This is a genomic window from Nocardioides daeguensis, assembly GCF_019192965.1.
GTDB lineage: Bacteria > Actinomycetota > Actinomycetes > Propionibacteriales > Nocardioidaceae > Nocardioides > Nocardioides daeguensis.
Window position 1 is genome coordinate 94,828 of record NZ_JAHTKU010000011.1, and the last position, 21,103, is coordinate 115,930.

The following is a 21,103-nucleotide window of genomic DNA, read 5'->3' on the forward strand; positions in this document are numbered from 1 at the left end:
TCCGGCCACAACCATGACTCTCTCCAACATTGTCGTTCTTGTGAAGTACGTCCCCGACGCCACGGGTGACCGGAAGTTCGAGGCGGACAACACTGTCGACCGCGTCGGTGTCGACGGTCTCCTCTCCGAGCTCGACGAGTACGCGGTCGAGCAGGCCCTCCAGATCAAGGAGAAGCGCGCCGACGAGGAGATCACCGTCACCGCGCTGACCGTGGGCCCGGCCGAGGCCGAGGCCGCGGTCCGCAAGGCGCTGCAGATGGGTGCCGACAAGGCGGTCCACGTGCAGGACGACGCGATCGCCGGCTCGGACGCCGTCGCGACCTCGCTCGTGCTCGCCAAGGCGATCGAGAAGATCGGTGTCCCGGAGCTCGTCGTCGGCGGCCTCGCGTCCACCGACGGTGGCCTGAGCGTCGTTCCCGCGATGCTCGCCGAGCGCCTCGGCCTGCCGCAGGTCACCCTCGCGGCCGTCGTCGAGACCCAGGGCGACCAGGTCCGCATCAAGCGTGACGGCGACACCGCCACCGAGGTCATCGGCGGCACCCTGCCGCTCGTCCTCTCGGTCACCGACCAGTCGGGCGAGGCGCGCTACCCCTCCTTCAAGGGCATCATGGCCGCGAAGAAGAAGCCGCTGGAGTCGCTCACCCTCGCCGACATCGGCGTGGACGCCTCCGAGGTCGGCCTCGACGCCGCGTGGACGAAGGTCGAGTCCGTGACCGCCCGTCCCGCGCGCACCGCCGGCGAGATCGTCAAGGACGAGGACGGCTCGGGCGCCACGGCGCTGGTCGACTTCCTCGCGTCGAAGAAGTTCATCTGAGGAGCCTGATCCATGTCTGAAGTTCTCGTTCTGGTCGACCACGTCGACGGCGCGGTCCGCAAGCCCACCTACGAGCTGCTCGCGATCGCCAAGCGCATCGGTTCCCCCTCGGCCGTCTTCATCGGCGGTGCCGACAAGGCCGCTGCCGCCGCCGACGCGGTCAAGGCCTACGGCGCCGACAAGGTCTACGTCGTCGACGACGCCGAGATCAAGGGCTACCTCGTGGCCCCCAAGGCCGAGGTGCTCCAGCAGCTCGCCGAGAAGACCTCGCCGGCCGCGATCCTGCTCCCGGCCTCGGCCGAAGGCAAGGAGATCGCCGGCCGCCTCGCGATCAAGCTCTCCTCGGGCCTGATCACCGACGCCGTCGACGTCCAGGTGAACGGTGGCGAGATCGTCACCACCCAGTCGGTCTTCGCCGGCAACTTCACCGTCGACGCCAAGGTCGTCAAGGGCACGCCGATCATCGCGGTCAAGCCCAACGCCGCCGCTCCCGAGGAGGGTGCGGGCGCCGGTGCCGTCGAGCAGTTCGCCGCCGCGATCTCCGACGCTGCCAAGACCGCCCAGATCGTGGCCTCGCAGCCGCGCCAGGCCACCGGTCGTCCCGAGCTCACCGAGGCCGCGATCGTGGTCTCCGGCGGTCGTGGCACCGGCGGTGACTTCACCGCGGTCGAGGGCCTCGCCGACGCGCTCGGTGCCGCGGTCGGCGCCTCGCGTGCCGCGGTCGACTCCGGCTGGAAGCCGCACACCTTCCAGGTCGGCCAGACCGGCAAGGTCGTCTCGCCGCAGCTGTACGTCGCCAACGGCATCTCCGGTGCGATCCAGCACCGCGCCGGCATGCAGACCTCGAAGACCATCGTGGCCGTCAACAAGGACGAGGAGGCCCCGATCTTCGAGCTCGTCGACTTCGGCGTCGTGGGCGACCTCCACACCGTCCTCCCGGCCGCGACCGCGGAGATCGAGAAGCGCAAGGGCTGAGCCGCCCGCTCACCCGGCCGCGGGACGTCGTACTCCGGTACGGCGTCCCGCGCTGCATTTCGCCCGGCCGGCACGTGCGGCGGTGCGCTGTAACACGCTGTCCACCCGACTACCTCGCGGTTCTCAGCGGCGACACGCCGTAGGGAGGCCTACTTCTCGCCGACAACCGCCGACCAGACAGGTGGACAGCGTGTTACATGACGCCGCCGCACCCGCCGCCAGCGCGCCCATCGCCCGCACGGTTTCGTCCATTAAATGCAGTCGTTTAGTGTTCTTCGAGTGAAAAACCTCGCCGCTGCGCTCCTGGTGCTGACCGCCCTGCTGCTCGGACTCGTCGCCCCCGCCCCGGCCGCGCGGGCCGACGACACCTGGCTGCCCACGACGGGGCCGACCTTCAACGACCCGACGGGCGGGTTCAAGGCGCGCACCAAGGTGGTCAGGCGGGTGCACGAGGCGATCCGGCACACCCCGCCCGGCGCCACGATCCGGATCGCGACGTACAACATCGACCGCTCCGACACCGCACGGCTGCTGGTGGCGGCCCACCGGCGCGGCGTCCACGTGCAGATCGTCGTGAACGACAACATCGTCGGCCGGGTGATCCGCGGCCTGCGCAGCCGGTTGGGCGACGACCGCAGGGCGCAGAGCTTCCTCCACGTCTGCACCAGCGCCTGCCGCAACGGCTCGCGCACCGGCAACCTGCACATGAAGGTCTACTCCTTCAGCCAGACCGGCGCCGCGCGCTCGGTCGTGATCAGCAGCTCGAGCAACCTCGGGTACGGCGCCGCGGCCGGCCAGTGGAACGACGCGCTGACCGTCAGCGGCGACGACGCGCTCTTCGCCGCGTGGACCACCGTCTTCGGTCAGCTCAAGCGCGACCGGACGGCGAAGCCACGGCACCTGGAGTACGACGGCGAGACCGTCGGCGCGGACTTCCAGCGGGTCCTGCTCCGGCGGGCGACGGGCGACCCGCAGCTCCAGCGGCTGCGCCGGGTCGACTGCGCCGCCCCGGCCGGGTTCGGCGACGGCCAGGGGCACAGCGTGGTCCGGGTCAACATGTACGCCTGGTACGCCGGCCGCGGGGAGGCGCTGGCCCGCGAGCTGGCCTCGATGCGGGCCGAGGGCTGCGACATCGCGGTCGTCGGCTCGGTGGTGAGCGGGCCGGTGGTCCGGATCCTGCAGAAGGCCGGGATCCCGGTCCGGATCGCCGACTGGGACTGGGGCGAGAAGCTGTCGACCGCCGGCGACGAGATCGTCTTCGGCGCCCGCTGCTACTCGCACCTGAAGTACGTCACGGTCGACGGGACCTTCCGCGGAGCCGGCACCCACGTGGTGTGGACCGGCTCGGAGAACTGGTCGCCGCCCGGCCTGAGCAGCGACGAGGTCACCTTCGAGGTGCACGACCCCGCCGTCGTGGCGGCGTACGACGCCCAGTGGCACAAGATGTTCGCCAGCACCCGGATCACCCACAAGCCCGGCATCCAGCCCAAGAGCCGCCCCTGTGCCTGACGCTCCTATCCTTGGTGTCATGACTGCCGAGGTCGAGGTCCGCCAGGTCGCCCAGCGTGCCAGGGTCGCCAGCCGCTCGCTGGCGTTGGCGACGCGCGCCCAGAAGGACGCCACGCTGCACGCCATGGCCGACGCCCTGCTGGCGCGTGCCGACGAGATCCTCGCCGGCAACGCCGAGGACGTGGCCCGCGCAGAGGCCCCTTCGACAGGCTCAGGACAAGCGCCGCTAGCGGCCAACATCATCGACCGGCTCCGGCTGACCACCGAACGGCTCGAGGGCATGGCCCAGGGCCTGCGCGAGGTCGCCGGCCTGGCCGACCCGGTCGGCGAGGTGGTCCGCGGCAGCCTGCTGGCCAACGGCCTCGAGCTGCGCCAGGTGCGGGTCCCGTTCGGCGTCGTCGGCATGATCTACGAGGCCCGGCCCAACGTGACCGCCGACGCCGCCGGCATCTGCCTCAAGTCCGGCAACGCCGTGCTGCTGCGCGGCAGCTCGTCCGCGCGCTCCAGCAACGCCGCCATCGTCGCGGTGCTCCGCGACGCGATCACCGAGTCCGGCCTCGAGGCGGACGTCGTCCAGCTCGTCCCCGGCGAGACCCATGACAGCGTCAAGGCCCTGATGCGTGCCCGCGGCCAGGTCGACGTGCTGATCCCGCGCGGGGGAGCGGGCCTGATCCAGTCGGTCGTCAACGAGTCCACGGTCCCCGTGATCGAGACCGGCGTCGGCAACTGCCACGTGTACGTCGACCGCGCCGCCGACCTCGACAAGGCGCTGGCCATCGTGCTCAACGCCAAGACCCACCGCACCAGCGTCTGCAACGCCGCCGAGTCGCTGCTCGTGCACGCGGAGGTGGCCGACGCGTTCCTGCCGCGCGTGGTGGCGGCGCTGCAGGGCGAGGGCGTCACCATCCACGGCGACGCCACCTTCGGCGCCCACGACGGGGTCGTCGCGGCCACCGATGACGACTGGGCGACCGAGTATCTCTCGCTCGACATCGCCGCTCGCGTCGTACCGGACCTCGACGGGGCGCTCGAGCACATCCGCACCTGGTCGAGTGGTCACTCCGACGCGATCGTCACCGAGGACCTCGCCGCCTCGCGGCGCTTCGTGGCCGAGGTCGACTCAGCCGCGGTGCTGGTCAACGCCTCGACCCGGTTCACCGACGGCGGCGAGTTCGGCTTCGGCGCCGAGATCGGGATCAGCACCCAGAAGCTGCACGCCCGCGGCCCGATGGGCCTGCCCGAGATGACCTCGACCAAGTACGTCGTCATCGGCGACGGCCACGTCCGCTGACGCCAGGCGCCACAGTCCCCAGCCCATCGCGGCCAGGGCGAGCACCGACACCGCGGTCGACGCCGGCGTGCGGTGCGGCACCTCGCCGAGCACGAGGTGCGCGAAGGCGAGAGTGAGCAGGCAGTTCACGACGTTGAGCACGGGCATCGACGCCGACAGCCGGGCGGCCCGGTAGGCGAGCTGGTTGACCACCACCCCGCCGACGCCGCAGGCCGCGAGCGCGACGTACAGCCGGTCGGCCTCGACCAGCACGGACATCAGCGCGAACAGGATCCCCGAGGCGCTGCCGAGCAGGAACGCCCGCCCGGCCGGCTGCGGCACGCCGCTCGCCACCGCGATCAGCAGCGCCGCCACCGCTGCGCAGGCGCCGACCGCGACGACCAGCTGCCCCGTGTCCACCGGCGTGGCGCTCTCGCGGGCGTCGGTGGCCAGCAGCAGCGCGGCGATCGCGAGCCCCGTGACTCCGACGGCGGCCACCTCGGTCCGTGCGGGGCGGGCCCGGGCCAGGGCCGCCCGGAGCGGTACGGCGAGCACGATGCCCAGGATCGCGATCGGCTGCACCAGTCCGATCGGGCCGTGGTCGAGCGCCAGTACGTGGAAGGTGAATCCCACCGGTCCGAGCACCGCTGCCAGGAGCAGCGCCACCAGTGGTGCACGAGTCGCGGCGAGGTGCTGCGTCGACGTCGACACCGCCGTCGTCAGCGCGCTCGCGAGCGCGAACGCCACGGCCAGCCAGATCACGTAGCGAGGCTACGAGCGCCAGGTGGACGGCCGGTGAATGCCTGCGGGTCGTGGGGGGTCTGGCGTCCGGACGGTTCCGGCAACCGGGTAGGTTTCGCGACATGGCAGGCTCCCCGGACCGGATCTACGCCGACCCGTCGGTCGAGCGACTCTTCACCGGGGCGACCGTCATCACGTTCGTGCGCACCGTCATCACGCTCGCGATCGCGGTGTGGGCGGCGTACGAGGGCAGCCTGACCCTGATCGTGGTCGGCCTGGTCACGTACTGGGTCGGCGACAGCATCGACGGCGAGTGGGCGCGCTGGCGCGACTGCGAGACCCGGATGGGCGCGGTCGTCGACATGATGTGCGACCGGCTCAGCTGCGGCGCGCTGTACGTAGGGCTCGTGTGGCTGCAGCCCGGAGGCTGGATCAGCGACGAGCCGATGACCTGGATCGGCATCCCGATCGGGATCTACCTCTTCGAGTTCATGGTCATCGACATGTACCTGTCGCTGGCCTTCCTCGCCTGGCCGATCCGCAGCCCCAACTACTTCCACGTGATCGACCGCAGGATCTACCTGTGGAACTGGTCGCGGATCGGCAAGGCCGCCAACTCCGGAGCCTTCGCCGTCATCCTGCTCGTCAGCGGCTGGGTCTGGCTCGGCACGCTGATCGCGATCGGGCTGCTCGTCCTCAAGTGCGTCTCGCTGCGCTGGCTGCTCCGGCTCGGCCTGCCGGTGCCGACGCGCGAGGTCAGCCCCGAAGGAGCCCCGGCGGCATGATCCTGTGGCTGACGACGTTCGCCTTCAGCATCGCGTCCGCCCTGCTTCCGTTCCTGCCGATCGAGGTCTACATCCTCGGCGCCGGTGCCACCGAGGCCGGTACGGCGGCCGCGATCTCCCTCGGCATCGCCGCCGGTGCGGGCGCCACCATCGGCAAGATCATCTGGTACGAGCTGGCCCGCCGCGGTGCGGAGTCCGCCTGGGCGCAGAAGAAGCTGTCGCAGCCCAAGGTCAAGGCGTCGTACGAGAAGTGGGTCGCCCGGATGCACGGCAGGCCCTGGTACGCCGCCGGGATCATGTTCGTCGCCGCCTCCGCCGGGGTCCCGCCGCTGCTCGCGATGGCGGCCGTCGGCGGGCTGCTCAAGATGCCGATGTGGGTGTTCGTCCCCACCGTCTTCCTCGGCCGCAGTCTCCGGTTCTCGCTGCTCTTCTTGGGGGTCGACTTCGCGCTGCACTGAGCCGAGGCGAGGATCCGGCCGCCGGTTGGATACGATGCCGCCATGCTCAGCCAGATCAGCCAGGTCGCCCTCCTTGTCGCCCGCGCCGCGGAGGAGCACGGCGAGCCCGCCGTGAACCCGTGGTTCATCGGTGGGGGCGTGCTGACCTTCCTCCTGTTCCTGCTCGTCGGCCTCGTCTGGTTCGGCGGCGGCCGCGACCACAGCTGATCCCGGTCGAGACAGTGGTGGACCGGTGACGGGGGCGCCCCGCCGTACCCGGATCGGGGTGATGGGCGGCACCTTCGACCCCATCCACCACGGTCACCTCGTGGCCGCCTCGGAGGTCCAGGGCTGGTTCGGCCTCGACGAGGTCGTCTTCGTGCCGACCGGTCGGCCCTGGCAGAAGGCCGATCGCCAGGTCGCCCCCGCCGAGCACCGGTACCTGATGACCGTGATCGCCACCGCGGCCAACCCGCGGTTCACGGTCAGCCGGGTCGACATCGACCGGGACGGGCCGACGTACACCATCGACACGCTGCGCGACCTGCGCGCCCTGCGGCCCGAGGCGGACCTCTACTTCATCACGGGCGCCGACGCGCTCACCGAGATCTTCAGCTGGCGCGACGCCGACGAGCTCTTCGAGCTGGCGCACTTCGTCGGCTGCACCCGGCCCGGTTCGGAGATGGACCCGGCCACCCTGGCCCGGATCCCGCACGACCGGGTCACCATGGTCGAGATCCCCGCGCTGGCGATCTCGTCCACCGACTGCCGTGAGCGACAGCGGGCCGGTCAGCCGGTCTGGTACCTCGTTCCCGACGGCGTCGTCCAGTACATCACCAAGCACGGCCTCTACCCGGCCGCCCTCGCCCCGGAGGTCGAGGAGGTTGCCCAGCAGCCCTCACGACATCCCGGAGCCTCCACCGGAACGGAAACACCATGACCGCCACCGACCACGCCGTCCGGCTCGTCCAGGCCGCCGCCCTCGCGGCCGCCGACAAGCTCGCGACCGACCAGCTGGCCTTCGACGTCAGCGAGCAGCTCGCCATCACCGACGCCTTCCTCCTCGCGACCGGTGCCAACGACCGTCAGGTCCGCGCCATCGTCGACGAGATCGAGGACAAGCTCCGCGAGCTGGACGCCAAGCCGATCCGCCGCGAGGGCCACCGCGACGGCCGCTGGGTGCTGCTCGACTACGGCGACGTCGTCATCCACGTCCAGCACGCCGAGGAGCGCGAGTTCTACGCCCTCGAGCGTCTGTGGCGCGACTGCCCGACCATCGACCTCCCCGCCGAGGTCCACGGTCCGACGCCCACCGACGGCTGAGGTGCGCGCCTCGACGCCGGTGACCGGGCGCCGCATCGTCCTGCTCCGCCACGGTCGGACCGCCTGGAACGCCGAGCGCCGGATCCAGGGCCAGCTCGACGTCGAGCTCGACGCCACCGGCGTGGAGCAGGCCCGCGTCGTCGCTCCGCTCATCGCGGCCCTCGAGCCCGTGCTGGTCTGGTCCAGCGACCTGGCCCGCGCCCGGCAGACCGCCGAGATCGTCGCCAAGGAGGCCGGGCTGGTTCCGGCGTACGACGAGCGGCTGCGCGAGTTCCGCCTCGGCGACTACCAGGGCCTGACCCACGCCGAGCTCGACGCCCGCGACCCCGCGGCGTTCGCGCGCTTCCAACGAGGCGAGTGGGACGCCATCCCCGGCGCCGAGGCTCCCCGCGACGTGTCGGCCCGGTTCGCCGCCGTCGTCACCGACCTGGCCGCCACGCTCGCGCCCGGTGAGACCGGTGTCGCCGTGTCCCACGGCGCGGCCACCCGCTCGGGCCTGGTGAGCTTCCTGGGCTGGCCCCTCGAGCTCGCGCACGACCTGCGCGCCCTCGGCAACTGCGGCCGCGTGGTGCTCGAGGAGCGCTCGACGGGGCAGTGGGCGCTGGCCGCGTACAACCTCTGAGCGAGCGCCGGCGAGCGGCCGCGGTGGTTGAGGTGCGAGCGCCAGCGAGCGGTCGCGGTGGTTGAGGTGCGAGCGCCAGCGAGCGGTCGCGGTGGTTGAGGTGCGAGCGCCAGCGAGCGGCCGCGGTGGTTGAGGTGCGAGCGCCAGCGAGCGGCCGCGGTGGTTGAGGTGCGAGCGCCAGCGAGCGGCCGCGGTGGTTGAGGTGCGAGCGCCAGCGAGCCTCGAAACCCACCCCGATTTCACCTTCGCCGGAGGCTGTGGCTAGTATTTCCGTCGTTGCCCCGCCTCCGGGTGGAGCACAGACCCCGGGGGTGTGGCGCAGCTGGTAGCGCACCTGCATGGCATGCAGGGGGTCAGGGGTTCGAGTCCCCTCACCTCCACCGGAGAGAGTCGGCGGTCGACCTGCGGGAACGCGGGGAGGCCGCCGATTCGCATTTGGCCTCGTGACGGCAAGTGCCACGATGTCGACCACGGGCCACGCGTGGTGAGCCTCGTTCCACGCGTGAACGCTCCCGCCCGGCCTGCCTCGCCGCGAGAGTGGCACCCTGCCGAGCGGACCTGCCAGGGAGGTCGAGATCGACGGGTTGCACGGTCGGCACCGGGTCCGCACCTTCCCGTGACGGCCGGTGGCGGGCAGGGGTCAGGACCGTCGCCCGAGGGACCGGTACAGCTGCAGCTCATCACGCAGTCTCGGAGGCAGCGGTGCCCCGGAGCGTGCAACCGCTGCGGCATAGCTCTCCAAGGACGCCAACAAGCGGTCGCGAAGCTGATCAGGGTGCTGCCGGTCTCCACGGCGTCGAGCCTCCACGACGAGCTCTCGTGCCGAGGTCACTTCCGCCAAGCCGGCGGCCAGTGCGGCGCGCTCGTTGCTCTGGCTGCGACGTGCAGGATCCATCATGTCAAGCCCCCGACCGCCTCGCCGACATTCCGCGCGCGATGCACAGGTGCGGCAAGGTCCAGCAGCCACACTAGATGCTCGCGTCCGAGTTCCGTACGTCTGAGTCCGACGCGGCTTCGAGAAGGGCGCGGTCGTCGGATGGCGGCCTGCGTCGTGGTGCTCGCCCGGATCTACGAACCCGTCTCGGTCTCGCCTCTCCCCAGGAGCAGAACGTGCGGCGCGGGCCCTTGTGTTCTTCCTCCTGGCCGCGTCCGGCTTGCAGAGCAGGGCGGCACCACCACCCGAGGCTGGTTGCCGAGTCCCTGGCGGCCCGCCTGCTCGGTGGCCGTCGCATCGCTGGACCCGCGGCCGGGGTGTGGCCCCGGGGGAGAACGCACGCGGCAACGTGGTGCTGGCCGTGCCTCGCCGGCGTCGCAGGCGAGGCATGGCCAACTGGTCACCTGACGGAGAAGACCGCCTTGCCGCCGTGTCCGCTCGTGACACCGATCGCGGTGACCCGCCACTTCCCGCGGGCGGCGCCCTTGAGCCTCAAGTTCGTCTTGATGGATCCAGCCGCGTTGGCGTACACGACCTTGTTGAACGACCGGGCGCCGCGGCCCTTGCCGCCGCGAGCCTTGATGATGACAGCCTCGCCCGGCGCGAAGCCGGCACCGCCGAGCTTGAGCTTCTTGCCCGAGCGGATCTTCTTGGCCGCGACCTTGAGCGTGGCGACGTGGTCGACGGCGCCGCTCTGCGCGTTTGGATGCCAGGTCGAGGGGTCGTTGACGTCGACACCTCCGGCTCCGCCCCCGGCTGGGGAGACGGAGAGCAGTGCGCTGGCGGACCTCGGGCCGTTGGCGACCCGAACCTCGACGGTGCCGGCGAGGCCCGCCGGCACGACCACCGTGCCCTGGACGCTGCCGGAGTCGTCGACCTCGACGGTCCCGACCGCCCTGCCGCCGATGGTGACGCTGGCGGTGGCCCGGGGGTTCGCCGGCGCGGCCGCCAGCAGGTTCATGCCGGTGAAGCCGACGCCCTCACCGACCTGGGCCGTTGTCCGGTCGAGGACGAGCTCGGGGGTCGCGGACAGGTCGTAGACGGCAGTCGTCAGGATCGGTTGCGGGTTGACGACCTGATCGCACTCGTAGGAGTACTCGACGAAGTCTCCGTTGCCGTCCTTGCCGGTGAAGAGCAGCTCGATGCTCTTGACCTTGTGGTGGTAGATGCCGGGGTCCACATAGTCGGTGTCGTACTCCAGGGCCGGGAACACGAGAGCGCTGTCCTTGTCGAAGGACGCCAGGTAGAACTGGTCATAGAGCCGCAGCGGGTTCCAGTGCTCGCTGGTGATCTCCAGGTTCCAGACCGAGACCCATACGTCGGTCATGTCCTCAGGCAGCGTCTGAGCCGGCAACGCCCCGAGCTGTGCGTCGACCGTGATGGTGTCGTGAGCGGCGATGGGTGTCGGCATGGCGAAGGTGAGGGACGGGCTCCACGCCGTTTCGGCGCCGACCTGCGTGTTCGTCGTGTACGGCATGTGCCGCACCTCGCATCCCGAGAAGGCAACAGTCGTGGTGACCTGCGCGGCATCGGCGGCCGGCGAGACGGGGGACAGTGCGGAGGAGAGGCCGAGCGCGAGAAGTGCGCCGCACCGGCTGAGATGACGTGCTGATGGTCTCATGGGCCGCGAGCGTGGCAGCGGCTGGAGCGATGGGCGATAGGTAGGACCTACTCACTGCGGGACAGCAGCCGTCGCGACACCGCCCTCGGGCGGCCACCAGGCCGACCGGGCGACCGACCAGGCTCGGGCACTGGGTAGTTCCTACTCAGTGCAGGGGCTGCCGGGGTCGACCAGGCTCGTGCCATGCCGATGTCACGTCGCTCAGCCCTGCTGCTCCGAAGGACTCCCGTGCGCCCGATCGCGGCGTGTGCCCTCGTCCTGTCCGTCACGGCGCTGGGCGCCTGCGGTGACGGGGCGGCCGATCGGGTCGACGGCGAGGTGGAGAAGGTGACGAGGGACAGGGACGTCGATCTGAAGGGGAACTCGCCGCTTGACGCCATCGGATACGCGATCGTGGCGACACAGAGTTCGAAGTACCGCGACTACGAGATCGACGGCGAGACGGTCCGGCTTCTGGTGCACGACGGGGTCGAGCTCGCTGGGAGCGAATGCCTCATCATCGACGCGGCGACCAGCGCGGACCACCCCGACGCGTTCTTCGTCATCGTTACCGACGGGGAGGAGATCGCCTGCTGATCACCGGCTTGCCGATTCCGGCTCTCTCGCCGCTCGATGCTCGCTACATTGGCGGGCATGGACTGGCCGATCCTCGACCGACCAGCCCTGCTCGATGACGTGCAGCATCACCTCGCGAGGCGGCCGTTCGGAGCAGTGCTCCTCACCGGGCCCTCCGGGGTGGGCAAGACGACCATCGCTCGGTGCGTCGCTGAGCGCCAGCGGGATTCCGGGCTCCGAATCCTCGAGATCGTCGGGATGGCCGAGCTGGGCCACGCCCCCTTGGCGGCGTTCGCGCGGCATAGTGCTGATCTGGGGCTGCGGTCGGACGACTCGGCCCGAGCGCTGATCGCTGCCATCGGAGAGCTCGCGTCGTCGGCACTGCTCGTCGTCGACGACGCCCCGTTGCTCGACCCTGCCTCGGCTGCGGTCGTCTACCAGCTGGTCCGCGTGCTCGGCGTCCCGGCGGTGCTCACGGCGCGTACCGACCACGACCTGGTGGGTCCTGTCGAGCGACTTCTCCACGAGCAGGTCGCAAGCACGATCGAGGTGCCCGCGCTGCTCGGGGCGGAGATCGAACGACTGCTGCGGCTGCGGTTCGGTGCTCCGCCGCGGCCGGACGACGTGGCTCGTCTGACGCGCCAGACGTCCGGGAACGCCCTGCTGCTGCGCGATGTGGTGGTCCGCACGGAACGCTGGGGCGGGGTGCATCGCGTCGAGGCAGGCATCGAACTCGATCCGATCGACATCCCGGCTGACGCTGCTGCCTCCGCGGGTTCCCGGGTGGCCGAGCTCGAACCCGCCCAGCTGTACGTCGTCGCCCGCGCGGCGCTCGGCGCGGGCGCACCTGCTGCCACCGTGCTGGCGGGTCCGGAGCACCGCATCGCCTCGCGGTTGGTCGACGACGGCGTCTTGGCTCGTGAAGGAGACGTGGTCCGGCCGATGCATCCCCTCGTGGGCGAGGCAGCGTTGCGGCGGCTGACCGACGACGAGCACGGTGCTTTGGTCGATGAGGTCGCGGACCGCCTCACCGGCACCGGTGTCGCGGGGCTCCGGTTCGCTGCGCTCGTGCTCCGGACCGCCGCAGGGCGGCCCGTTGCCGGCGACGAGCTCGGCTGGGCAGTCGGACACGCCTACGGGCAGGGTGAGTACCTGGTGGCTGTTGACCTGCACGACCGTCTGCGGGCCGGACTCTGCGACGACGGGCCGAGCGGCTCACGCGCGGCGGCGTGGTTGGTCCAGGGGGCGAGTGCTCTGTCCTGGCTGGGGCGTCTGGAGGCCGCTGACGAAGCCTTCGAGAGAGCCCGCGAACAGATCACCTCGGCCAGCGAGCTGGCGCTGCTCGCGTCGTGCTGGGGTGCACACCTGGCCTACCGGCGTTTCGACGTAGAAGCGGCCTTGGCGACCGCGGCGGAGATCGGCCCGCTGCTCGGCCCGGCGGAAGAGGCGCTGCTCGCTCCTGAGATACGTACCTGGCGCACCCTCGCTGGGCAGATCGCCCGCACCGAGAGCCCGTCCGACGGCCGTCGGACCAGCCAGGCGTCCGGAGCGCCTGCGGTCGCCGTGCGCGGCGCCATCGCCGACGTCATGCTGCACGCCATGGCGGGACGGGCCGACGGCGAGGCGGCCGGAATGCTCGTCGACCTCGAACGCCGGCACGGGGTGCTCGAGCCGCACGCGTCCGCGATGGTCCAGCTGCAGGCCTACTTCACCCTCCTCGGCCGGGGCCGGGGCGAGGACGCGCGGCAGCTCGTCGAGGCTCAGCGCGTCACGTCGAGTGTCGACGCCGCAGGTATCTGGAGCTACACGCTGGCCATCCACCTCATGTACGGCGGTCGCTTGGGCCGTGCCGCGGCCCTGGCCACGCTCGCGGTCGACCAGCTGGGCTGGCGTGACCCGATCGGTCTGATGGGTGCGGCGCGGGCTTTGGAGGCGGTGATCGCGGTCCAGCGCGGCGACGCAGCGGGCGCTCGGTCGAGGCTGGACTCGATCCCGGAGTCGCACCGTGGTGATCCGAAGGCGGCGGTGCTCCTCGCCGAGGCCGAGGCGTTGCTGCTTGTTGCCGCTGGGGAGGTCACGGCCGCCGCAGAGAGACTCGAGCAGGCGGCCGAGCAGGCACACGCCCACGGGTTCAGCCTGGTCGCGGCGATCTCGCTGGGCACCTGTCTGCGCATGGGCGTTCCGGAACGTGCTGGTGCCCTGCTCCGCGAGATGGCCTCAGGCGTCTCGTCAGAGCTCGGCCTCTACCACGCCCTGTGCGATGCCGCCACCGGGCTGGCCGACCGTGACCCAGCCCGGGTCCTGGCCGCTGCCTGCGTGCTGGATGCGGCCGGGATGACCGTCGCCGCGATCGATGTGCTCCGTCAGGCCGAGCCCATGGCACCACCCCGGGGCGCGGGAGAGCTGCGGCGGCGCCTGCAGGAGGCACGCTTCCGGATGCAGGCGACGTGCGAGGCCGTCCCTCTTCACGGACCTGGGCGGGACGGGCTCAGTGACCGCGAGTGGGAGGTCGCCGGCCTCGCGTGTGCTCGGCGGACCAGCCGAGAGATCGCCGCCGAGCTGGGCATCTCGGTGCGTACGGTCGACAACCACCTGCACAACATCTATCGCACGCTCGGCGTCGCCGGGCGGGCCGGCCTGCGTAGTGCCCTGGGCGCCGAGTGAGTACTTGAGGGGCGGTGACGGAACCCGCGAGCCTCGGCGTAGCCACCGGCGAGTGACCCACAGCCCCGGCCTCCGCTCTCGCCGTGGTGTGGTGGCCGGTGGCGGTCATCTTCTCGCTCTCCGGCGTCGGCTGCGGCGTCCTGCGCGCGAATGGTTCCGGCCGGGCCGGCCATGATGGGACGCGGCGCTGTCGGGCGGGCCACGCCTGCCGGTGCAGACCATGCCAAGCCGGCCGAGAAGCAGCAGGCGAGGACGTCAGCGCAGGAAGTCGGGGGTTCGATCCCCCTCGCCTCCATCGAACCATGAGGGCCGGATCCGAGACGGATCCGGCCCTCTGCTTCGTTCGGTCTGCTCGGCTCGCGGTGGTCGAGCGACGCTCGTTCAGCGCAGGACGGGGAAGCGGCGCACCAGCGCCGACTGCGACCACAGGTGGCCCAGACCCCAGGTCGCACCGGCGCCGGTGAGGCCGAGGACGACCATGCTCGCCGCGCCGAGCAGGTGCTCGTCGAGGACCGGGTTGTTCTCCGGGGGCAGGACGACGGTCCACATCAGGACGTACATCACGAACCCGGCCACGGTGCCGGCGCGCATCGCGATGCCGAAGGTGAGGGAGACGCCGATCGCCAGCAGGCCGAGCATGAACGCCCAGTCGATGACGGCGACGCCGCCGAGGTTGTTCCAGAAGTCCTTGAACGGGCCGTCGGCGCCGAACTTCAAGAAGCCCTCCGTGGGGCTGCCGCCGTTGATCCAGGCGGCCGGTCCGAAGCGGTCCAGCGTGCCGTCCTGGGCGTAGCCGGTGTGGTAGCCGAGGGCGAGCAGCTTGTCGAAGAACGCCCAGAGGAAGGTCAGGCCGAAGCCGATCCTGAGGGCTGCCAGCGCGCGGCGCGCTGCGTGGTCGGCAACGGCCGACTCCTCGTCGTGCTCGACGATGTGGTGGAGGTGGGCGGAGATCGTGGCCATGGTCTTTTCCTCTCGTGGTAGTAGCTCGATTCCACCAGTGCCGGGGCGGGCCCAGCAGGGCCGCAGGTCGCCGCAGTGCAGGGCAGAAGGTCCTGCTGGTGTCGGGAGGCGGGTCAGGCGGCCGGGTCACGCGGGATGGGTCAGGCGGGATGGGCGCGCTCGAAGGCCTCGACCGCGGTGGGCAGCGTGGGGAAGACGTGCTCCTCGCCGACGCGCTCGAGGAAGCCGGATGGTTCGAGGAGCTCGTGCAACTCGTGCTTGAGCCTCGCCAGTCCGAGCACGATCCCGCGGTCGGACAGCTCGCGGCGGACCGCCTCGAGGGCACCCAGCGCCGTGAAGTCGATGTCGGTGAAGGCCTCGGCGTTGATCACGAACCAGGCGACCGGATGCTCGGCTTCCGCGACGGCGGCCAGGGCGCGGGTGCGGAAGTCCTCGGCGTTCGCGAAGCACAGGGGCGAGTCGTAGCGGTAGACGACCAGGCCGGGGACCACGCGCACCTCGGGGTAGTCGGCCGTGTCGTGCATCCCGGCCAGCCCGTCGACGTACCCGAGGACGGCGTCGTGGGGGCGCGCGACCCGGCGCAACAGGTCGAGGATGGACAGGGCGATAGCGACCACGATCGCCTCGAGGACGCCGATGACGACCACCGACGCGGTGGTCGCGAGGGCGATGGCGAGCTCCGAGTGCCGGAACCGGTACAGGCGCCGGAACCCGTCGAGGTCCACCAGCCGCACGGCGGCGTACACGACGACGGCGCCGAGCGCCGCGGACGGGAACGCCTCGAGCAGCGGACGGGCGGCGAGCAGCGCGGCGGCAGTGACAGCCAGGGTGAACCAGCCGGCGAAGCGGGTGCGGGCGCCCACCGCCGAGGCGATGGCGGTGCGGCTGCCGCTGCTGCTGACGGGGAAGCCGTGCAGGACCGCGGAGCCGAGGTTGGCCATCCCGAGCCCGATCATCTCGCGGTGCGGGTCGATCCGGTGGTCGCCCCGGTGCGCGAACGCGCGCGCGGTGAGCACGTTGTCGGTGAACCCGACGAACGCGATCCCGAGCGCCGGGACGAGGGCGGCCCGCAGGAGCTCCGGGTCGAGGGAAGGAAGTCCGGGGCTGGGCAGCGCGGCCGGGATCTCGCCCACCAGCGCGACGCCGTGGTCGGGCAGGGAGAGTAGGGCCGAGGCCGCGGTGGCGCCGAGCATGCCCAGCAGTGCCACGGGGGCGTGCGGCCACCGTCGGGAGCCGAGCAGCATGGCGACCAGGGTCAGCGTGCTGAGAGCGAGCGTGGCCGGTTGCACCTCGCCGAGGTGGCGCAGCGTGTTGGCCGCCCGGTGCAGGGTGTCGCCGTCGCCGACGTCGAGGCCACCGAGTCGGCCGAGCTGGGAGACGACCATCGTGACCGCGATGCCGGCCATGTAGCCCACCAGGACCGGCCGCGAGAGGAGCTCGGCCACCACGCTGAGGCGGGTCGCCCAGCCGATCGCGCACATCAGCGCGACGACGAGGGCCAGGGTCGCGGCGAAGCTCGCCGCCTCGTGGTGCGCGACTCCCGCGGCGCCGATGGCGGTGGCCGTCATCAGGGCGGTGCTCGACTCCGGGCCGACCGAGAGCACGGGGGAGGAGCCGACGAGGGCGTAGAGCGCCAGTGCGCCCAGCGCGGCCCAGAGCCCGGTCGCCGGTGGCAGCCCGGCGAGCTCGGCGTACGCCATGACCTGCGGGACGAGGTACGCCGTGACCGTGACACCGGCCAACGCGTCGCCACGCCAACGGCTCAGGGCGTGTGACCGGTCCACGATGCGCCGACGATACGCCACTCCCGCTCCCAGTCGGCCAGGCGGCGGTGCTCCATCCCGGTGCGGACCGCGCCGACGACCGCCGCCACGAGGATCCAGCCCAGGATCAGCGCCAGGAACGCGGTGGTGACCGCGACCAGGACGTCGTCGGTGGGGCTCGCCGGGGCCGGGTGCGCCCGGCCCTCGTCGTCGATCCACACCCGAGCTCGCCCGTCCGCCCCGACGTCTGCGCCTGGGGGCAACACTCCCGAGTGGGCGCGGCCGGCGTCGTCGAGCCAGGCCGCCGAAGTGATCGGGCGGGTGAGCACACCACTCGGTGCGGCCAGGTGGTCGCCGATGACCGTCGCGGTGACGACGTGGAGGCTGTCGCGCTCCTCCGCGGCCCGCTGGACGGCGGTGGCATGGACACTCGTCCCGATCGCGCACGCGACCGGGACGAGCAGCAGCGCGACGACCATCGCGGCCAGCAGCAGGATCGACTCCGCGTGATCGGTCCGCCGACGCAGCGGATTCCGGTCCAGTCCGAGCAGGCGGAGCAGTCGGTGCGTGCGGAACGTCGCCGCGGGGTGGTCGGGGTCGTCCACGATCTGCTCCCTTCGCGCCGGACCTGTCCATCGTCGGACCGGGCCCGACGACGGGAGCAGGGGCCGCAGCCCTGCCTTGCCGGGTCCTTGGACCCTGCCGTCGTCCGGCGGCACGGCTCCTCGGTCGGTGGCGTCGACCGGGGTGCCGCAGCCCCCTAGGCTCCTCGCATGACGCCGGAGTCCGCCGCGAGCGCACGTCGCTCCGGAGGGGTGTCCTACTGGTGGTCCGAGCTCGGCATCCCGGAGCCGCAGGACCCGCTGACCGGGGACGCCGAGGCCGACGTCGTCATCGTCGGCGCGGGCTACACCGGGCTGTGGACGGCGTACTACCTCGCGGAGATCCGCCCGGACCTCGACGTCCGGGTGGTCGAGCAGCGGTTCGCGGGCTACGGGGCGTCGGGCCGCAACGGCGGCTGGCTGTCGGCATCGGTGACCGGTGGGCTCGACGGGTATGCGCGCACCCACCCGCGCGCGGACGTGGCCCGCTTCCAGCTGGCCATGATCGACGCCGTCGACGAGGTGATCCGGGTCGCGGAGCGGCACGCCATCGACGCCGAGGTACGCCGGGGCGGGACCCTGCTGGTCGCCCGGAACGCCGCGCAGGCCGGGCGGGCGCGCCAGGCCGCCGTGAGCGCCGAACGGTGGCCGGAGACCGGCGCGCGGCTGCTGAGCGCCGCCGAGGCGGACGCCCGGATCCGCGTGGCCGGGACCCGGGCGGCCCTCTGGGAGCCGCACTGCGCGCGGATCAACCCGGCGCGGCTGGCCCAGGGCCTGACCCGGGTGGTGCGCGAGCGCGGGGTGCGGATCCACGAGGCCACCACCGTCCGGTCGATCGCCCCCGGCCGCGTCGAGACCGACCGGGGCACGGTCCGGGCCCGGCACGTCATCCGCGCGACCGAGGGCTTCACGGCCGGGCTCGCCGGCGAGCGTCGTACCTGGGTCCCGATGAACTCCTCGATGATCGTCACCGAGCCGCTGCCCGAGGCGACCTGGGCCGGGATCGGTTGGGAGCACCACGACACGCTCGAGGACCTCGCCCACGTCTACTCCTATGCCCAGCGCACCCCGGACGGCCGGATCGCGATCGGTGGGCGCGGCAACCCGTACCGCTTCGGATCGCGCACCGACCTCGACGGCGACATCCCCGACCGCACCGTCCAGCACCTGCGGGCCGTGCTCTGCGCGTGGTTCCCGCAGCTGCGTGAGGTCGAGCTCGCCCACGCGTGGAGCGGTGTGCTCGGCGTGCCCCGCAACTGGCGCGCCACGGTCGCGTACGACGCCGCGAGCGGCCAGGGCTGGGCCGGCGGGTACGTCGGCACCGGGGTCACCGCCACCAACCTGGCCGGACGCACCCTGGCCGACCTGGTGGCGGGGGAGCGGACCGACCGCACCACGCTGCCCTGGGTCGACCAGCGCGCGCGGGCGTGGGAGCCCGAGCCGTTGCGGTGGCTCGGCATCCACGGCCTGTACCGCGCCTACGGACTGGCCGACCGGCTGGAGGCGCGTGGCGGGCGTCGTACGTCGCGCATCGCGACCCTCGCCAACCGGGTCAGCGGTCGGTAGGACCCTCGGCGCTCTCCTCGCGCAACCGCGGCTCGGTGCGGTTCTCCGGCTTGATGCCGAGCTTGTCGGCGTAGAAGGCGCGCACCAGGTCCATGTCGGCGACCACGTCGCCGGTCGGGTGGAAGGTCGGGCCCATGCCGAGCGTGCGGGTCGGGCCGTCGACGAACCCGAGCGTGATGGGGAGGCCGGTCTGCTGGGAGATCCGGTAGAAGCCCGGCTTCCAGTACTCGCCCTTGCTGCGGGTGCCCTCCGGGGCGATGACCAGCTGGAAGGCGTCGTCCCCCTCGGCGGCCTGCAGCAGCGACCGGATGGTCGCGCCGGGGCTGGAGCGGTCGAGCGGGATGCCGCCGGTGCGACGCAACACCCAGCCGACGACGCCCTTGAAGTAGTGGGCGGCGACGAGCACCCGCGGGCGGGCGCCGTTGGCCCAGGCGATCATGAGCATCGCCACCCAGTCCCACTGGGAGGTGTGCGGGGCGCCGACCAGGATCCCGGCCTCGGGAACGTCGCCGACGAGGCGCCACCGCGAGAGCCTGAGCGCGCCGCGGGCGAACGTACGACGGACCCGCATCCTGTGTGCCATGACGCGACGGTAGCGCGTGACCGGCCTCGTGTGACGTCCGCCATCATCGGTGGACCTCAAGTAGCGTTGAGGTTCTAGCCTCTGTTCCGTGACCGGATCGCTCGCAGACCAGCTCAAGGCCGGCTTCCGCCGGCATGCCGCCGGCGTCGCGCTCGTCGTCGGGGACGCCTCGACCGGGCTCGTCGGCGCCACCGTGTCGAGCCTCGCCTCCGTGAGCGTCGACCCACCGCTGCTCTCCTTCTCGCTGGCGCGCACGAGCAGCGTGGGACCGCAGCTGGTCGGCTGCGACGAGCTGTCCGTGTTCGTGCTCGCTGCGACGCAGGTCGAGCTCGCCGCGGCGTACGCAGACCGGGATGCGGAGCGGTTCACCCAGGAGCAGGGCTGGGTGCGTGAGGGCGGCAGATTGCTGCTGCCGGAAGCGGTGACCACCTTTCGCGGTCGCCCCGCCCACGTGATCCCCGCCGGAGGCTCCTGGCTGGTGCTGCTCGAGGTCGACCGGGTCGAGCTCGGGCCGTCGGCTGCGCCGCTGGTCCACCATGACCGCGCCTACCGGGTCCCGGCCGAGCTGCCGCGGAGCCGGGTGCTGCGCGTGGCCGAGGGCTGAGAGGGGCCGAGCGCCGCGCGAGCGCACGCCTCCGGGGAGTGGGGGTCAGGCGTCGCCCGCCGGGCCGCGGTGGCGGTGATCCACGTCGAAGCGGTCGGCGGGGTCAGCAGGCTGGTCGAAGCGCTCGGGGTCGTGGGCGACCTCCTCGTTGCGCCGTCGGTCTGCGACGAAGGCCCACACGAGCCCCAGCACGATGAAGGCGGCGACGACGACGCCGAGGATGAGCCAGGCGGGTGAGATGTCCATGGCGCGTCGGTACCCCGGCGCGTCCCCGGCAGTCCCGACACGCCAGTGCAGAGTCTTGACTCGTTCAAGAAAAGTGGCATGCTGGGTCCCATGACGGCGCCCGACTTCCAGCAGCAGCTGCGGGACGTCGAGCTCCGGGTCACCCGGCCCCGGCTCGCGGTCCTCGAGGCGGTGCACGCGCACCCCCATGCGGACACCGAGTCGATCATCTCCGCGGCACGTTCGCTGCTGCCGGAGGTGTCCCACCAGGCGGTGTACGACTCGCTGCACACGCTGACCCACGCCGGCCTGGTGCGCAGCATCAAGCCGGCCGGGTCGGTCGCTCGTTACGAGACGCGCACCGGCGACAACCACCACCACGTCGTGTGCCGGTCCTGCGGGTCCATCGCCGACGTGGACTGCGCGGTCGGCGACGTGCCGTGCCTGACCGCGTCCGACTCCCACGGATTCGTCATCGACGAAGCCGAGGTCATCTATTGGGGCCTCTGCCCCGAGTGCACATCCGCCCCCAGTCGGTCCTGAAAGGATC

21 protein-coding genes, 1 tRNA gene and 1 pseudogene are annotated in these 21,103 nt (G+C 71.9%); 17 read left to right on the forward strand and 6 right to left on the reverse strand.

Annotation, left to right across the window (positions count from 1 at the left end; translation table 11 throughout):
* The first annotated feature begins 40 nt into the window (after positions 1-40).
* The 11 genes from KU893_RS09845 (at position 41) to KU893_RS09895 (ending at position 8,856) form a co-directional block, all read left to right on the forward strand.
* Positions 41-814, forward strand: coding sequence for an electron transfer flavoprotein subunit beta/FixA family protein (locus tag KU893_RS09845; RefSeq protein ID WP_425575337.1), 774 nt, complete (start codon positions 41-43; stop codon positions 812-814).
* Positions 815-826: 12 nt separating this feature from the next.
* Complete coding sequence (locus KU893_RS09850; RefSeq protein WP_218234176.1) at positions 827-1,789, forward strand: electron transfer flavoprotein subunit alpha/FixB family protein; 963 nt, start codon at positions 827-829, stop codon at positions 1,787-1,789.
* Between the two features lie 279 nt (positions 1,790-2,068).
* On the forward strand, positions 2,069-3,298 hold the full coding sequence (locus tag KU893_RS09855) for a phospholipase D-like domain-containing protein (RefSeq protein WP_218234177.1): 1,230 nt from the start codon (positions 2,069-2,071) through the stop codon (positions 3,296-3,298).
* Between the two features lie 19 nt (positions 3,299-3,317).
* Complete coding sequence (locus KU893_RS09860) at positions 3,318-4,589, forward strand: glutamate-5-semialdehyde dehydrogenase (RefSeq protein WP_218234178.1); 1,272 nt, start codon at positions 3,318-3,320, stop codon at positions 4,587-4,589.
* A gap of 842 nt (positions 4,590-5,431) precedes the next feature.
* On the forward strand, positions 5,432-6,094 hold the full coding sequence (locus tag KU893_RS09865) for a CDP-alcohol phosphatidyltransferase family protein (RefSeq protein ID WP_218234179.1): 663 nt from the start codon (positions 5,432-5,434) through the stop codon (positions 6,092-6,094).
* Positions 6,091-6,552 (forward strand): VTT domain-containing protein, encoded by a 462-nt coding sequence (locus KU893_RS09870; protein ID WP_218234180.1) that lies wholly within the window; start codon positions 6,091-6,093, stop codon positions 6,550-6,552. Before KU893_RS09865 ends, KU893_RS09870 begins: the two co-directional genes overlap by 4 nt.
* A gap of 42 nt (positions 6,553-6,594) precedes the next feature.
* Entirely contained in the window at positions 6,595-6,759 is a 165-nt protein-coding gene (locus KU893_RS09875) for a hypothetical protein (protein WP_218234181.1), read from the forward strand.
* Between the two features lie 25 nt (positions 6,760-6,784).
* A complete protein-coding gene (gene nadD / locus KU893_RS09880; protein ID WP_257441637.1) occupies positions 6,785-7,471 on the forward strand; it encodes a nicotinate-nucleotide adenylyltransferase in 687 nt (228 codons plus the stop codon).
* The gene (gene rsfS, locus KU893_RS09885; protein ID WP_218234182.1) at positions 7,468-7,854 is read left to right on the forward strand and encodes a ribosome silencing factor; all 387 of its coding nucleotides are present in this window, start codon (positions 7,468-7,470) and stop codon (positions 7,852-7,854) included. The genes nadD and rsfS overlap by 4 nt, the downstream gene beginning before the upstream one ends.
* Before the next feature lies 1 nt (position 7,855).
* Positions 7,856-8,476, forward strand: coding sequence for a histidine phosphatase family protein (locus tag KU893_RS09890; RefSeq protein WP_218234183.1), 621 nt, complete (start codon positions 7,856-7,858; stop codon positions 8,474-8,476).
* A 307-nt stretch (positions 8,477-8,783) separates the two neighbouring features.
* Positions 8,784-8,856: transfer RNA gene (locus tag KU893_RS09895), tRNA-Ala, on the forward strand.
* Positions 8,857-9,810: 954 nt separating this feature from the next.
* Here the strand turns inward: KU893_RS09895 and KU893_RS09900 are convergent.
* Positions 9,811-10,887 (reverse strand): hypothetical protein, encoded by a 1,077-nt coding sequence (locus KU893_RS09900; protein ID WP_218234184.1) that lies wholly within the window; start codon positions 10,885-10,887, stop codon positions 9,811-9,813.
* 372 nt (positions 10,888-11,259) lie between these two features.
* Between KU893_RS09900 and KU893_RS09905 the strand changes: the two genes are divergently transcribed.
* The 3 genes and pseudogenes from KU893_RS09905 to KU893_RS09910 all read left to right on the forward strand — a co-directional run bounded on the left by KU893_RS09905 (position 11,260) and on the right by KU893_RS09910 (position 14,250).
* A complete protein-coding gene (locus KU893_RS09905) occupies positions 11,260-11,607 on the forward strand; it encodes a hypothetical protein (protein ID WP_218234185.1) in 348 nt (115 codons plus the stop codon).
* 57 nt (positions 11,608-11,664) lie between these two features.
* Positions 11,665-11,847, forward strand: a pseudogene (locus KU893_RS23775) (ATP-binding protein); the annotation flags it as partial.
* Between the two features lie 288 nt (positions 11,848-12,135).
* Complete coding sequence (locus KU893_RS09910; protein ID WP_257441638.1) at positions 12,136-14,250, forward strand: helix-turn-helix transcriptional regulator; 2,115 nt, start codon at positions 12,136-12,138, stop codon at positions 14,248-14,250.
* Between the two features lie 381 nt (positions 14,251-14,631).
* On the opposite strand, the gene KU893_RS09915 is transcribed toward KU893_RS09910, so the two are convergent.
* The 3 genes from KU893_RS09915 to KU893_RS22725 all read right to left on the reverse strand — a co-directional run bounded on the left by KU893_RS09915 (position 14,632) and on the right by KU893_RS22725 (position 17,578).
* Complete coding sequence (locus tag KU893_RS09915) at positions 14,632-15,210, reverse strand: hypothetical protein (RefSeq protein WP_246592396.1); 579 nt, start codon at positions 15,208-15,210, stop codon at positions 14,632-14,634.
* Positions 15,211-15,350: 140 nt separating this feature from the next.
* Positions 15,351-16,994 carry a SulP family inorganic anion transporter gene (locus tag KU893_RS09920; RefSeq protein WP_257441639.1) on the reverse strand — a complete coding sequence of 548 codons (1,644 nt, stop codon included), beginning with the start codon at positions 16,992-16,994 and terminating at the stop codon, positions 15,351-15,353.
* The gene (locus KU893_RS22725; RefSeq protein ID WP_246592397.1) at positions 16,973-17,578 is read right to left on the reverse strand and encodes an Rv1733c family protein; all 606 of its coding nucleotides are present in this window, start codon (positions 17,576-17,578) and stop codon (positions 16,973-16,975) included. The genes KU893_RS09920 and KU893_RS22725 overlap by 22 nt, the downstream gene beginning before the upstream one ends.
* Before the next feature lie 168 nt (positions 17,579-17,746).
* Between KU893_RS22725 and KU893_RS09925 the strand changes: the two genes are divergently transcribed.
* A complete protein-coding gene (locus KU893_RS09925) occupies positions 17,747-19,141 on the forward strand; it encodes an NAD(P)/FAD-dependent oxidoreductase (RefSeq protein ID WP_218234188.1) in 1,395 nt (464 codons plus the stop codon).
* Here KU893_RS09925 and KU893_RS09930 read toward each other — a convergent pair.
* A complete protein-coding gene (locus KU893_RS09930; RefSeq protein WP_218234189.1) occupies positions 19,128-19,724 on the reverse strand; it encodes a 1-acyl-sn-glycerol-3-phosphate acyltransferase in 597 nt (198 codons plus the stop codon). The two genes, KU893_RS09925 and KU893_RS09930, sit on opposite strands and share 14 nt — an antisense overlap.
* A gap of 88 nt (positions 19,725-19,812) precedes the next feature.
* Between KU893_RS09930 and KU893_RS09935 the strand changes: the two genes are divergently transcribed.
* Positions 19,813-20,328: a flavin reductase family protein gene (locus KU893_RS09935; protein WP_218234190.1), complete on the forward strand. Its 516-nt coding sequence runs from the start codon at positions 19,813-19,815 to the stop codon at positions 20,326-20,328.
* A gap of 45 nt (positions 20,329-20,373) precedes the next feature.
* Here KU893_RS09935 and KU893_RS09940 read toward each other — a convergent pair whose 3' ends face one another.
* Positions 20,374-20,574, reverse strand: a complete 201-nt coding sequence (locus KU893_RS09940) for a hypothetical protein (RefSeq protein WP_218234191.1) — start codon at positions 20,572-20,574, stop codon at positions 20,374-20,376.
* A gap of 78 nt (positions 20,575-20,652) precedes the next feature.
* Here KU893_RS09940 and KU893_RS09945 point away from each other — a divergent pair, with 78 nt between their 5' ends.
* Entirely contained in the window at positions 20,653-21,096 is a 444-nt protein-coding gene (locus KU893_RS09945) for a Fur family transcriptional regulator (RefSeq protein ID WP_281426676.1), read from the forward strand.
* The last annotated feature ends 7 nt before the right edge of the window (positions 21,097-21,103 follow it).